The organism is candidate division KSB1 bacterium (genome assembly GCA_022566355.1).
In the GTDB taxonomy this organism is placed as follows: domain Bacteria; phylum Zhuqueibacterota; class JdFR-76; order JdFR-76; family DREG01; genus JADFJB01.
Window position 1 is genome coordinate 78,017 of record JADFJB010000001.1, and the last position, 14,557, is coordinate 92,573.

The window sequence follows — 14,557 nt, forward strand, 5'->3', positions numbered from 1 at the left end:
ACAAAATGAAAATTAACGTCATTGATGGGAAGTGTCTAACAGTAGATCATGTCACAGCATGGTCCCATTTACAGAATAAAGATTCTGCTATTAACAATCCCTTTCTTAGTCCTGAGTTCATTATGGCTACAGCAAGTGTTTGTGATAATGTAAATGTAGCCGTCTTAGAGCAATGCGATGAATTTGTTGGTTTCTTCCCGTTTCAGCGTGTCAGGCAAAACATTGGAAGAGCGGTTGCCTGGAGGATTTCAGATATGCATGGGATTGTCCTGAAAAAAAATGTTCATTTGGATGCAAAGCAACTTTTAAAAGAATGCAAGCTTTCTGCCTGGCATTTCGATCACCTGGTAGCGTCACAAACGCTGTTTAAGCCCTTCCATCATCTTATTGAAGATTCGCCATACATGGATCTTAGCGAAGGATTTGAAGGTTATCAATTTTCAAGGAGGCAGTCGGGTTCTTCAACGATATCACAGGCTATGCGTAAATCCCGAAAAATCGAGCGAGAAGTCGGTCCACTTCGGTTCGAAATGCATACCACCGAGACTGCTGCATTTGCAGCGCTTTTGACATGGAAACAGGAACAGCTTAATCGACTACAATATTTGGATGTATTTCAATTTAACTGGGTTGTTGAATTGTTAAAATTGATCTGGTGCACAGAAACAAAAGGGATGACTGGAATGTTGTCAGCTCTTTACGCAGGGGAGCGGTTAATTGCCGTCCATTTGGGAGTACGAAGAAATGATATGTTGTCATCCTGGTTTCCAACCTATGATCCAGCCTATTCCAAATATTCTCCCGGGTTAATACTCCACATCGAGCTTGCGAAGAAAGCTGCAGAAATGGGTATAAAACGAATCGATCTGGGTAGGGGATATAATCAAATGAAAATCGGTCTCATGTCAGGCTCTATACCTTTAGCAATTGGGTCGGTTGAATTACGAATTATAAATAATGTGTTGCGGTCCGGTTGGTATAACACCCGAAATCTTGTTCATGCATCGCCTTTAGGAAGAACTCCACTCCGTGTGTACCGCGCCTTACGTAATTGGGTGATTTACAATTCACATTCAGCCAATTAATAAATCAAGATTCCTAATAAAAATAGCTAATTCAAAAACATAGATGCGGAGTTTATATGACTCATAACAATTTTCCTGTCCTTATGTGGACCAGCTTACCGGTGAAAATATTCCGGAGAATATTCGAGGTGGGTTTTTTTGATACCCTGAAGTGGTTTAGGCTGCACTTATCCGCACTTTACCGTGAATGGAATTTAGGAATTAAGACTGTAAAAAATTTAGGACCAGAAATGTTAGGATATGATTCGGAATGTGAAGGGTATGAACCTATTAGCTACGTGTGTTTTGACACTGCAATGCACACCGTCGATATTCGACCTGAGGAAAGTGTTTTTCTTGATTATGGCAGTGGTATGGGTCGAGCATTAATATTGGCCGCTCAATATCCATTTAAAAAGGTCATTGGAGTAGAATTATCACAAAAGCTATGCAATATTGCTCAAGAGAATGTTAAAAGAGCATGGAAAAACCTGGAATGCAAAGATATTGAAATAATCTGCAAGGATGCACGGAGTTTTACGCTTCCATCGGATATAACTACAATTTTTATTTGGAATTCCTTTACGGGAAGTATTTTATCATCAGTTTTTGAGAAAATCCGGGAATCATTAGAGAAATCTCCAAGACCCCTTACTCTCCTATATCTGTTGCCTTATAAAGAAAAAGATATGCTTGCTGGGTTTTATTATTTTGAAACCAGGCAATGGTTGAAAACTGATTTTTGGACAGGGATTAAAATTATTGTCTACGAAAGCAAAAAATCAGTTGGAACTACTCATCCAAAAGTTGAGAACTTTAATATAAACAGTTAACGTTTTAACAAGTGAGGAGAACGATTTAATGGGTATGCCTTTCATAGATACTTTCGATGGATTTTCAGTTTTTGTTACTGGTCATACAGGTTTTAAGGGATCCTGGTTGTGTATGTGGTTGAATCATCTGGGCGCTAAAGTTACGGGTTATGCACTTGCCCCCCCTACCGACCCAAATAATTTTACTATATGTGGGATTAAGGAATTACTGGAGAATCACTATGAAGCGGATATTCGGGATGAGGAAACTTTGCATAAAGCTTTACAAGACGCTTCTCCAGATATAGTCCTACATCTTGCAGCACAGTCTATTGTAAGAAAAAGCTACAGAATTCCCAAAGAAACATTTGAAGTAAATGTAATTGGTACTGCAAACCTGCTGGATGGAATTAAAAAATTGAATAAACCATGCGCTGTTGTCGTGGTTACCAGTGATAAATGTTATGAAAACCGGGAACAGACTTGGGGATATCGAGAATCTGATCCGTTCGGGGATCATGATCCTTATGGAGCGAGCAAAGGCGCTGCAGAAATATTGTTACGGTCGTACAGAACTTCTTTTTTCCCTCCCGACAAAATTACTGAACATGGAATTAAATTAGCAAGTGGTCGTGCTGGCAATGTGATTGGCGGCGGAGACTGGACCCCGGATGCGTTAATCGTGGATATCGTAAAAGCATTATCGCAAAGAAAACCGGTTAAAGTGCGTAATCCAAATTCTTACCGACCGTGGCAACACGTTCTTCAGGCGTTAAGTGGATACTTAACTTTGGCTGGGAAATTGGTTACTTCTGATAACCCAAATTTATGTAGCGGCTGGAACTTTGGACCTTTACCGGGAAACGAACTTCCAGTTACGGATATTGTTGAAATGTTTATTGAAGAATGGGGTGACGGCTTATGGAATGATGTTAGTCTTCCCAATCAACCTCATGAAGCAAGTATCCTTCGGTTGGCAATTGATAAAGCGTTATGGGAACTGGATTGGAAACCGCAATGGGATATACATCAAACGATAAATATGACCGCAAAGTGGTATCAAAAATATTTCGAAGATCCTAAATCCATGCGCCAGGTTTGTTATGATCAAATCGCTAGTTATGAAGCAAAATTATTAGATGAGAAAAAAGTAGACATATATCAAGAGTTAGCGATTCTAAATTAATATAAATTACAGGAAATTTTAATAAAGCGGTTACAATGAATTTTACAAAATCAAAAAAGTTACAGCAAAGAAGTCATGCTTTGATTCCCGGTGGCTGTCATACCTACGCAAAGGGTGATGATCATTACCCGGTTTTGGCGCCGGGATTTATTGTCAGAGGGCAAGGCTGCCATGTTTGGGATGTCGACGGCAATGAGTATATCGAATATGGTATGGGAAATAGATGTGTTACACTTGGCCATGCTTTTAGTCCAGTTGTAGAAGCGGCAAAAAATGGTCTGGAAAACGGCGTAAATTTTTCTCGACCGTCGCCAATAGAATTAGAATGTGCAGAAGAGCTTTTAAGTGTCATCGACGGTGCAGACATGGTGAAGTTTTGTAAGAATGGATCAGACGCCACTACCGCCGCTCTAAAACTTGCCAGGGCCTATACCGGCAGGGATCTTGTAGCATGTTGCGCCGACCATCCTTTCTTTTCCATAAATGATTGGTTTATTGGAACTACACCCATGGATGCTGGAATTCCAAAAGTTATTAAAGATCTTACTTTGTCATTTCACTATAACAACATCGAAAGTATTAAATCATTATTCGATCGGTATCCCGGACAAATTGCATGTTTGATTTTGGAACCCGCAAAATATGAAGATCCTAAAGATAGTTTTCTGCATGAAGTCCAAGCTGTTTGTAAACAAAATGGTACAGTATTTATTCTGGATGAAATGATTACGGGCTTTCGTTGGCATATTGGCGGGGGACAAAAATATTATGATATCGTACCGGATTTGTCCGCTTTTGGGAAAGGGATGTCAAACGGATTTTCAGTTTCTGCGCTGGTAGGGAAAAAAGAAATAATGAAACTGGGTGGGTTAAATCACGATAGAGAACGTGTATTTTTGTTGTCCACAACCCATGGTGCAGAAACTCATTCACTGGCGGCAACAATGGAAGTCATCAAAACCTATAAAAGAGAACCGGTGATTGAAACATTATACAGGCAAGGTGAACGTTTAACCAGGGGTATCAAGAACATCATAGAAAAAAGAAATTTATTTGAATATTTCCAGGTGATCGGCAAACCTTGCAATCTTGTGTTCATAACAAAAGATCAGGAGAAGAAACCCTCTCAATCTTTTCGCAGTCTTTTCCTGCAAGAAATAATAAAAAGAGGGGTCATTGGACCTTCGCTGGTGGTCAGTTATTCTCATTCCGATGAAGATATAGATCGAACTGTTGAGGTATTTGATGAAGCATTAGAGGTTTACCAGAATGCTTTAGAAGATGGGGTTGATCGGTTCCTGGTAGGTCGTCCTTCCAAAAGCGTTAATCGCAAATTTAATTGAAAGAATTGGTAACTTAATCAGGCTGTGTTAATCAATTGAATTCTGAGATTAGCGATTTAATACTTGATTTTACTTGAACAATGGGGGTACAAAATAATTTTCGGAAACTTTATAATTTTTTATTTGGAGAGAAGCTATCATGAAAACCATTTATTTCAATTCCGATGTAAGTGACGAAGTACGCCGTCAACGATTATACAAAGGGGAATTATTCGTCTACACCGCATGTGACAGTACGAAGCAACTTTGTGCGTTTGCGCGTGAATTTTGTGAGGAAGTTTTTTATCCCTATGATCCCAGGGATGCACAACATCACCTTTCAGTTGAGGAATATGTTGAGATTTTAAAAGAATTGAAACCAAAATTTATTCATCATCCAAAAACTAAAATATTGATTCAAAATATTCTTAAGGAATCTGGCTGTGATTTAAGCAAAACTTATTTCGATGTTCCCAGGCTAAGAACCTCTACTGCAAAAGGATACTTGACTTCCGGATTGGCTTATGTATTCAAACCGCATCGAGATATATGGTACTCTCCGCCAATGTGCCAGCTTAACTGGTGGCTGCCAATCTATGGAATCGAATCTGACAATTCAATGGCTTTCCATTTACACTATTGGAGTAAGCCTGTTAAAAATGATTCATGTGATTTTAATTACCAGGAATGGAATAAAAAGGGACGGAAGGATGCGGCCAAGCAAGTTAAAAAGGATACTCGCAAACAATCTGGAGCGCTTGAGCCATTAGAATTAGATCCTCAAATACGGGTTATCACGGAACCTGGTGGACTCCTGATATTTTCTGGGGCACATTTGCATTCGAGCGTGCCAAATACTACAGATCGCACTAGATTGAGTATCGATTTCAGAACAGTTCATTACGAAGAGCTCTTAACTAAAGATGGCGCACCGAATCTTGATAGTGCTTGTTCAGGAACCACAATTCGAGATTATCTCCGGGGATCAGATCTGACACAATTGCCGCCAAATATTATTGAATTATATGAAGAAAAGAAACCAACAGTTGATGAGCTTTCGCCTCAGTATCTGGATAAGCAGGTTGGAGTGGCCTAAATTTGAATACTTTTAATAAAATTATAAATCATTATTTTTTACCAAATAGCTAAATAACAACAAGGAGGATTTATGGGTTATTCAAACTCAAACGGAAATAGTGTCACATTAGGTCCGGAATTACTGCAAAACCAGGATGTGATAACTGATATAGATAGTTCACCTAAAAAATCATTATCCTCCGATAAAAATTCCAAGCACGGTTGTCGTTTTTGTGGTGCTCATCTGCAACATGTGTTCGTGGATTTGGGCATGTCGCCTTTGTGTCAAAGCCAGGTATCACCAGATCAGTTAAACATAATGGAATCATTCTATCCGCTTAAGGCTTATGTGTGTGACCAATGTTTCCTGGTTCAGGTAATTGAACATGTAAGTGGTAAAGAAATTTTTAGTCACTATGCTTACTTCTCCTCTTATTCTGAATCCTGGCTGCGTCATGTTAAAAAGTATACTGAGTTGATGATTGGGCGTTTTGGATTTAACTCAGAAAGTCAAGTCATCGAAGTTGCAAGCAACGATGGTTATATGCTGCAATATTTTGTTGAAAAGGGAATACCCGCACTTGGCATAGAGCCTGCGGCAAATGTGGCTGAAACGGCCATAAAAAAAGGTGTGCCAACTGTTGTCAAGTTTTTTGGTGAACAGACTGCCCGGGAATTAGTGAAAGAGGGAATTGAAGCTGATTTACTGGCGGGTAAAAATGTGATGGCTCATGTCCCGGATCTGAACGATTTCATAAAAGGCCTTAAAATTCTCCTCAAATCCGATGGTGTAATTACAATCGAATTTCCCCATTTAATGCGCCTGATAGAAGACAATCAATTCGATACCATCTACCAGGAGCATTATTGTTATTTTTCTTTTATTGCCGCACAACAGGTATTTGCAGCACACGGTCTCACAATTTTTAATGTGGAAGAGTTTCCGACTCACGGCGGTTCCTTACGAATTTATGCACGGCACACCGAGGATGAGAGTAAACCGGTTCAAGAATCTGTTACTAAAATGAAAAACAGAGAAGTTACAGCGGGATATACTAAAATAGAAACCTATCACAATTTTGCTGAAAAAGTAACAGAAACAAAACGAAAATTACTAGAGTTTCTTATCCAGGCGAAAAAAGAAGGTAAACAAATTGTCGGTTATGGCGCTCCTGGTAAAGGCGTTACTTTGTTAAACTATTGCGGAATTCGTGAAGACTTTATCGATTATACAGTCGACCGAAATCCAATGAAGCAGAATAATTATTTACCTGGCGTTCGAATACCCGTTTTTTCCCCTGAAAAGATAGCCGAGACCAAGCCGGATTATATTTTAATTTTGCCCTGGAACCTGAAAGAAGAGATTATGGAACAATTAGATTATGTCCGTCAATGGGGCGCAAAGTTTGTAGTTCCAATACCAGAATTAACAGTATTCAAATAAATAAACTTTATCTAAGTGTAATTTGATCCAAGGACCATTAAGGAAAATCTTATGAAAGTAGTACTGTTTTGTGGCGGTTTTGGGATGAGGATGAGAGAATATTCAGAATCTATTCCTAAACCGATGGTTAGGATAGGATATCGTCCAATTTTGTGGCATATCATGAAGTACTATGCACATTTTGGCCATAAGGATTTTATTTTATGCCTGGGTTGGAAAGCTGACGTCATAAAAAATTATTTTCTAAATTATAACGAATGTCTACGAAATGACTTTTTAATTCCATCTAGCTGTTCACAAATGGATTTACTCAGCAATGACATTCATGAATGGAATGTTACTTTTGCAGATACGGGCACAACTGCCAATATTGGACAACGTTTAAAAGCTGTGCAACATTATTTAGAGGATGATGAAATATTCTTGGCAAATTACGCCGATGGTTTAACCGATCTTTATTTACCTGATTTAATTGATTTTTTTCATAAACAGCAAGCAATAGCATCGTTTTTGTCAGTAAAACCAAAAAATAGTAGTTTTCATTCAGTCAAAATTGATGACAGTGGATTTGTCCAACAGGTTCAGCCTATTGAAGATTCTAACGTCTGGATGAATGGCGGATTTTTTGTCTTCAAGAAAGATATCTTTAATTATATCGAGGATGGCGAGGAATTAGTAAACCAACCTTTCCAGAGATTAATCGCTGATAAACAGTTAAGTACATTGAAATATGATGGTTTTTGGGGGTGCATGGACACATACAAAGAAAAACAAATGTTCGACGATAAGTATGCCCAGGGTAATCCGCCCTGGCAAGTTTGGAAAACAAATTCAAAGTCTAAGTATCAGTCTATTGATCATGATTATAAAAAAGTGGCTAATTTTTAAAGAAATAAAATGATTGCTCTTAACACCGAGAATATTCGATCGATTTTATGTATTGGCGCCCATGCGGATGATATTGAGATTGGCTGCGGTGGTACTCTTTTGAAAATATTTGCAGAAAACAGTTCAATAGACGTCCATTGGCTTGTTCTAAGCGGTCTGGAACAGCGTATAGATGAAGCGTTCAAAAGCAGTGAAGAATTTCTCCAGAATATTTCTAATAAAACTGTATCGATTAAAAATTTTCGTGATTCTTTCTTCCCTTATTGTGGCTTGGAAATCAAAGAGTTTTTTAATCAATTCAAACGAGAATGTAACCCGGATTTGATTTTCACTCACCAAAGGGAAGATATGCATCAAGATCACCGCCTTGTATCTGAGTTGACATGGAATACATTTCGGAACCATTTGATATTTGAGTATGAGATTCCAAAATATGAAGGTGATCTTGGCCATCCAAATGTATTTGTTCGATTAGATGAATCAATTTGTAAACGAAAGATCGATGTTATTTATAATACTTTTCAAACTCAGAGATCTAAAAATTGGTTTACCGAAGATACTTTTTGGTCTCTACTGAGGATTCGGGGAGTTGAATCTAATTCTATAGATAAATACGCTGAAGCATTTTATTGTCGGAAATTGGTTATTTAATGATTTTCTTTTTCATATAGTGTTATTCAAATGAGAATTCCTAAGAAATTATTTTACATGTCATTATCTATCTTAATCTTTAGCTTCTGCTCAGCTAAATTGGTAAATACGTTCACCCCAAATACCCTTAGAGATTTGGCTAATGAAGTAGAAATTGAAATCGGAACGGCTTTTGATGGTTATCAAATTTATAATACAAAATGGAAGGAAGTCGTTGTACGAGAATTTAATTTAGGAGTTATTCATTGGGGAGTTTATTGGTCCTCCATAGAGCCCAGCCAAGGAAATTTTGATTTTGCAATTCCAGATTTACAAGTTCGATTTTGTCGAGAAAATGGACTGGAAATCAGAGGCCACCCATTAGTCTTTCCTTCTTCAGCTCCCGAATGGCTTACACATGGAGAATTTACAAGTGAGGAATTAAATAACATTCTAAGAATTCATATTAGCCAGGTTATAAATCATTTTAAGGGTTACATAAAACAATGGGTAGTCGTTAATGAACCTTATCTATACCCGTATAGAGTAGATGATATTTATTATGAGCATTTCGGTTATGATTATATTGAATATGCATTTCAAATTGCAAGAGATACCGACCCTTCTATTGAATTGATTTATAATGATGTAAATAATCATTACTCAGACAGCGAAACAACGATGTTAACTAAAGAAATAATCCAAAAATTGAAATCTAAGAATTTGATTGATGGAGTTGGATTACAGATGCACTTAGATGGGGATAATCTTCCTGATAAACTAGACGTCATTACTACTATGAAAAGTTATGGAATTCCGGTTTATATAACCGAGTTTGATGTGGATTTGAGAAATATTCCTGGTAGCGTAGAAGATAGATTTTTACTGCAGGCTGAAATTTATAAAAGCATGCTCGAGGCATGTCTCGAGTCCGGAGTTTGTGAGAGTTTTACTGTTTGGGGGATCGGTGATAAATATTCATGGCTTGAACAATCTTCGATCAATGAGATGAGTTCTTGCAAAGCTGACCCAACACCCTTCGATGACGATTTACAGCCTAAACCAGCTTATTATTCTCTCTATGAGGCGCTGGAAAAATATGCTAAAAACTGAAAGTTAGTTTTGTAGTGCAAGCATAATTAAGAGAATATTCAACCTTATTTCTTTTAGCTATCCTGTTACTTGTATTCACAATTATTTTCATATTTAAAAAATTCATTAGACCGATCTAAATGATTAGAAAGAGTTTTATGATAATAGATAAAACAGAAAGCGTCATCCAATGGCCAGAAAAATACAACCTTTGTGGGGTTAAGGTTAGCGCTACAGATTATGACGAAACGGTTTCTTTAATTTTAAAAGCTGCTAAATTGCGCCAGTCATCCGTGGTATCATGCCATGCTGTACACGCAATAATTTCTGCTAGCCTGGATAATCAATTGTTGGATCAAGTCAACTCTTTTGAGCTTATTGTTCCGGATGGGCAGCCAGTGCGATGGGCATTAAATCGTCTATACCAGACTAATCTCAGTGATCGAGTATATGGTCCAGAACTTACAGTTCGGCTTTCCAGAAAAGCTGCCGAAGAGGGAGTGCCCATCTATCTCTATGGAAGTTCTTCTGACGTTATTAAATTACTATGTTCCACTTTGATTTCAAAATTTCCAGGATTGCAAATTGCTGGTGCGGAATCACCTCCGTTTCGGCCATTAACGCAAGACGAATCGGAAAGTATGGTAAAACGAATTAATGATAGCGAGGCAGGTATTGTGTTTGTGGGCCTGGGTTGTCCAAAGCAGGATCAATTTGCATCTGAGTATAAACACCGTCTAAAGGCTGTCCAGGTATGTGTAGGTGCAGCATTCGATTTTATCGCAGGGACTAAGGAAATGGCTCCGAGTTGGATGCAGCAACGAGGGTTAGAATGGTTGTTTCGCCTGAGTGAAGAGCCACGCCGTTTACTGCGTAGGTATCTAGTAACCAATTTTCGATTTATCCAAAAGCTTCTGATCCAATGGGGACGGCAGAAAATTTTGATAATATGGATGAATTAATCAACCATATCTCAATTTTTACTGCTTAGTAGAATTATTTATATCAATGAAATGTAGTTTCTAAATTAGAACCAAAAATGAAGGAAAGATGGCATGTTAGATAAATTAATAGTGATAGCTGGCGCTGGAGGTTTTATTGGTGGGCATCTCGTTTCTTCTTTACTTGATAGAGGTCATTCGAATATTTGTGCGGTCGATATAAAGCCTTTCAATCAATGGTACCAAGTATTTGACAATGTTGAAAATGTAATCGCAGATCTTCGAGAAAAAGAAAATTGCTTTCGGGTATGCCAAGGAGCTAGTGAAGTTTATAACTTAGCCGCTGATATGGGAGGAATGGGTTTTATTGAAAATAATAAAGCTTTATGTATGCTTACCGTATTAATCAATACCCACCTCTTGTTAGCCGCAAAGGAAGCCGGCGTCCAACGATATTTTTATTCGAGTTCAGCTTGTGTTTATAATGCCGAAAAACAAAAAGACACAAATGTAATTCCACTATGTGAAAGTGACGCCTATCCAGCAATGCCGGAAGATGGTTACGGATGGGAGAAATTATTTTCCGAACGTATGTGCCGACATTTTCGAGAAGATTTTGGCCTGGTGACAAGAGTTGCAAGATTCCACAATGTTTACGGACCCTATGGGACCTGGGATGGCGGCCGTGAAAAAGCACCGGCTGCAATATGTCGGAAGGTCATACAGGCTAAACTTACCGGAAATCACGAAATCGAGATATGGGGCGATGGCAATCAAAAGCGAAGTTTTATGTACATCGATGATTGTATACATGGAATTGATTTGATCATACGAAGTTTAATCGTTGAACCCATTAATCTAGGTTCCAATGAAATGGTAACTATAAACGGATTAGTGGATATCGTTGAAGAGATCGCCGGTATTCGGTTAAACAGAAAATATAAACTGGATGCTCCTAAAGGAGTGAATGGAAGAAACAGTGATAATACAAAAATTCAGAAGTATTTGGGATGGGAACCCAGTACAAAGCTCTTTGAAGGTATGAAATTGACTTATGAGTGGATTAGCAATGAACGTTTAGTCAAATATGGAACCGCCGCAACAGTTGGTTAAAGTGAATAAAGCTGCCAATAGAAAAAATGTTAATCTTACGGCTGATAATTAACGGTTGATTTTATACCGTGGAGAAATCGATTCAGTGAATAGTAAAACTCCAAAGGTTAGCCTTGGTTTGCCAGTTAATAATGGTGAGAAGTATCTTTCCCAAACTCTTGATTCTTTACTGGGCCAGACATTTGATGATTTTGAGTTGATTATTTCAGATAACGGTTCGACAGACTTAACGCCGCAAATTTGTCAATACTACAGTAAGAGAGATAAAAGAATTCATTACTACCGATATGAACAAAACCTGGGAGCTGCATGGAATTTTAACAATGCGTTTAAGCTATCCCACGGTATGTATTTCAAATGGGTGGCCCATGACGATATAATCAGTCCAACCTTCCTTAAAAAATGTGTGGACATATTGGATAGCCATCCCGAAGTTGTCTGGTGTTTTTCTATAAGTAGGCATATTGATCCAGAGGGAAAGTCTATTGACAGTGAGCTTGCTGGAGTTGTAAGCTACGCAAATCGAGATTCAAATAATCCTCTATTGAAATCACAAATGAAACCAACTCGAGAATCGTCAAAAGTTTTCGAAAGATTCGGGGCTATATTATTAGGAAGTGATGGGAATTTAGATGTCTTTGGTCTTATACGAGCAGATGCAATGAGGAAGACTATGCTGCAATTACCTTATTATGGCGCCGATAAAGTCTTCGTCGCCGAGCTTAGTTTATTAGGCAGGTATAAAGAAATTCCGGAAATTCTCTTTTCAACTCGAGTTCATCATGCCGGTTCCGGAGCGAAGACTAATTCTAAACAGCTACAAGACTGGATTGATCCAACGAGTCGGCGAGTATTTCATCTTACGAGATTCAATCTTCTGAAAGGTTATTTAAAAGCGATAATGCGTGCAAAACTTAGTATTCCGGACCGGATGAATTGTTTTCTCGTTATTATTCGATATTTGTTTCAAGTAAGGAAGTGGAAGAACGTGGTTAGCCGTACATTCAGAAGAATTGGAACTGGCGGAGGCTACATCCAGGCAGTTGAGATACTAAACAAAAATTCTGATAAATATGATTATAGCAAAAGTACCATTGAGAGTCGTTTTGACTCGCTTAAGATAATTCATTCGACATTAGGAGAAAAGCTATGAAAGTAGGAATTCTTGCTGGGGGAGTCGGTACAAGGCTTGCGGAGGAAACCGAAACAAAGCCTAAACCCATGGTAGAGATTGGAGGAAAACCAATTTTATGGCACATCATGAAGCATTATTCTACCTATGGTTTCTTTGACTTTGTGGTTGCTTTAGGATACAAAGGTGAAATCATCAAAAAATATATGATCGATTATAGCACACTTAATGGTAACCTCAAGGTTAATTTACAGAATGGAGATGTTCAATTAGTTGGAAAGAATGTTGATAACTGGAAGATTGACCTGGTAGACACCGGATATTATACAGCCACAGGCGGCAGAATTAAGCGTATGGCCTCCTATTTTGGCAATGAAACGTTTCTATTAACCTGGGGTGATGGCGTTTCGAATGTAGACCTGGGTGAGTTAATTAGATTCCACAAATCCCATGGCCGTCTTGCTACGGTTACAGCGGTTAGACCCCCGGCACGCTTCGGTAAACTTTATATAAAGGAAAATGTTGTAGAGAAATTTTCTGAAAAACCTCAATTAGATGAAGGCTGGATCAACGGCGCCTATTATGTTTTAGAACCGGGTGTTTTTGAATTCATTGATGGAGATGAAACCCAGTGGGAAAAGGAGCCAATGGAAAGACTTGCTATGGAGGGACAATTAATGGCTTACAAACACGGATCATTTTGGCAGTGTATGGATACTTTACGGGATAAGAAGTTGTTAGAGAAAATTTGGCAAACTGGTAACGCTCCCTGGAAAATATGGAATGGAATTAAAAGATGAGAGTCTTACTTACGGGTCATCTGGGTTATATTGGTACTATCTTAGCGCCGATGCTAAGAAAATCTGGTCATGAAGTCGTTGGGTTTGATATGAATTTATATGCTCAATGTACTTTTGGAGAATTGTCTTGCAACATCGACGGGATAAGAAAAGATATTCGGGATGTACAGGCACATGATCTGGAAGGTTATGATGCTATCATTCATTTAGCAGGACTTTCTAATGATCCCCTTGGCGATTTAAATCCAGCGTTGACATTTGAAATCAATCATTTAGCTTCAGTAAATTTAGCAAGATTAGCAAAAAAAGTTGGAATCAAACGATTTATTTTTTCTTCCTCGTGCAGTAACTATGGCGCAGCAGGAGATCGGTTAATCAATGAAGAAGGAGTATTACAGCCAGTTACTCCTTATGCCAAATCAAAAGTGTTATCCGAACAAGATATTTCTCGAATGGCTGACTCTTCTTTTACCCCTACTTTTCTACGTAGTGCTACTGCATATGGAGTATCTCCACGTTTGCGATTCGATCTGGTTTTAAACAATCTTGTTTCATGGGCCTTTACAACAGGTCGAATTTATCTTAAAAGTGATGGTACACCCTGGAGGCCTATTGTACATATTGAAGATATTTCCCGTGCTTTTGTTGCAGTCTTAGAAGCTCCAATCGAACAAATTCACAATCAGGCTTTTAATGTCGGGCGAACCGATGAGAATTATCAAATGAAAGATTTAGCTGAAATTGTAAAAGATACCGTACCCAACTGTGAGATCGAATATGCTAAAAACGCTGGACCGGACAAAAGGTGCTATCGTGTTGACTGCAGTAAGTTAGCAAAAAAGATTCCAGGGTTTAAACCACAATGGGACGCAAGGAAAGGAGCCAAAGAACTATACACGCACATTCAGAAATATGGATTAAGTTTAGAAGATTTTGAGGGACCACGTTATAAACGTGTTGCACATCTTCAACAACTGTTAACCAAAGGATACCTGGATAGTTCATTGCGATGGCGGGTTTTAGCAGTTGCTTAACCTGAATTTAATCTAAAAGAGA

General features: G+C 38.3%; 14 protein-coding genes. All 14 read left to right on the plus strand.

Annotated features, from left to right (window positions below):
- Window positions 1-5: 5 nt before the first annotated feature.
- The 14 genes from IIC38_00305 (at window position 6) to IIC38_00370 (ending at window position 14,535) form a co-directional block, all read left to right on the plus strand.
- Window positions 6-1,085 carry a GNAT family N-acetyltransferase gene (locus tag IIC38_00305; protein MCH8124402.1) on the plus strand — a complete coding sequence of 360 codons (1,080 nt, stop codon included), beginning with the start codon at window positions 6-8 and terminating at the stop codon, window positions 1,083-1,085.
- 56 nt (window positions 1,086-1,141) lie between these two features.
- Window positions 1,142-1,897 carry a class I SAM-dependent methyltransferase gene (locus tag IIC38_00310; protein ID MCH8124403.1) on the plus strand — a complete coding sequence of 252 codons (756 nt, stop codon included), beginning with the start codon at window positions 1,142-1,144 and terminating at the stop codon, window positions 1,895-1,897.
- Between the two features lie 34 nt (window positions 1,898-1,931).
- Window positions 1,932-3,062, plus strand: a complete 1,131-nt coding sequence (gene rfbG, locus IIC38_00315) for a CDP-glucose 4,6-dehydratase (GenBank protein MCH8124404.1) — start codon at window positions 1,932-1,934, stop codon at window positions 3,060-3,062.
- A gap of 35 nt (window positions 3,063-3,097) precedes the next feature.
- Window positions 3,098-4,405, plus strand: coding sequence for a glutamate-1-semialdehyde 2,1-aminomutase (locus IIC38_00320; GenBank protein MCH8124405.1), 1,308 nt, complete (start codon window positions 3,098-3,100; stop codon window positions 4,403-4,405).
- 139 nt (window positions 4,406-4,544) lie between these two features.
- Window positions 4,545-5,480 (plus strand): hypothetical protein, encoded by a 936-nt coding sequence (locus IIC38_00325; GenBank protein ID MCH8124406.1) that lies wholly within the window; start codon window positions 4,545-4,547, stop codon window positions 5,478-5,480.
- 72 nt (window positions 5,481-5,552) lie between these two features.
- On the plus strand, window positions 5,553-6,905 hold the full coding sequence (locus tag IIC38_00330; protein MCH8124407.1) for a methyltransferase domain-containing protein: 1,353 nt from the start codon (window positions 5,553-5,555) through the stop codon (window positions 6,903-6,905).
- A gap of 51 nt (window positions 6,906-6,956) precedes the next feature.
- On the plus strand, window positions 6,957-7,793 hold the full coding sequence (locus IIC38_00335; GenBank protein ID MCH8124408.1) for a glucose-1-phosphate cytidylyltransferase: 837 nt from the start codon (window positions 6,957-6,959) through the stop codon (window positions 7,791-7,793).
- A gap of 9 nt (window positions 7,794-7,802) precedes the next feature.
- Window positions 7,803-8,444 (plus strand): PIG-L family deacetylase, encoded by a 642-nt coding sequence (locus tag IIC38_00340; GenBank protein MCH8124409.1) that lies wholly within the window; start codon window positions 7,803-7,805, stop codon window positions 8,442-8,444.
- 57 nt (window positions 8,445-8,501) lie between these two features.
- Window positions 8,502-9,536, plus strand: a complete 1,035-nt coding sequence (locus tag IIC38_00345) for an endo-1,4-beta-xylanase (GenBank protein MCH8124410.1) — start codon at window positions 8,502-8,504, stop codon at window positions 9,534-9,536.
- A gap of 137 nt (window positions 9,537-9,673) precedes the next feature.
- Entirely contained in the window at window positions 9,674-10,477 is an 804-nt protein-coding gene (locus IIC38_00350) for a WecB/TagA/CpsF family glycosyltransferase (protein MCH8124411.1), read from the plus strand.
- Between the two features lie 93 nt (window positions 10,478-10,570).
- Window positions 10,571-11,569, plus strand: coding sequence for an NAD-dependent epimerase/dehydratase family protein (locus tag IIC38_00355; GenBank protein MCH8124412.1), 999 nt, complete (start codon window positions 10,571-10,573; stop codon window positions 11,567-11,569).
- Window positions 11,570-11,654: 85 nt separating this feature from the next.
- Complete coding sequence (locus tag IIC38_00360) at window positions 11,655-12,722, plus strand: glycosyltransferase family 2 protein (protein ID MCH8124413.1); 1,068 nt, start codon at window positions 11,655-11,657, stop codon at window positions 12,720-12,722.
- Complete coding sequence (gene rfbF / locus IIC38_00365; GenBank protein MCH8124414.1) at window positions 12,719-13,501, plus strand: glucose-1-phosphate cytidylyltransferase; 783 nt, start codon at window positions 12,719-12,721, stop codon at window positions 13,499-13,501. Before IIC38_00360 ends, rfbF begins: the two co-directional genes overlap by 4 nt.
- Window positions 13,498-14,535 (plus strand): SDR family oxidoreductase, encoded by a 1,038-nt coding sequence (locus IIC38_00370; GenBank protein MCH8124415.1) that lies wholly within the window; start codon window positions 13,498-13,500, stop codon window positions 14,533-14,535. Before rfbF ends, IIC38_00370 begins: the two co-directional genes overlap by 4 nt.
- Window positions 14,536-14,557: the final 22 nt, after the last annotated feature.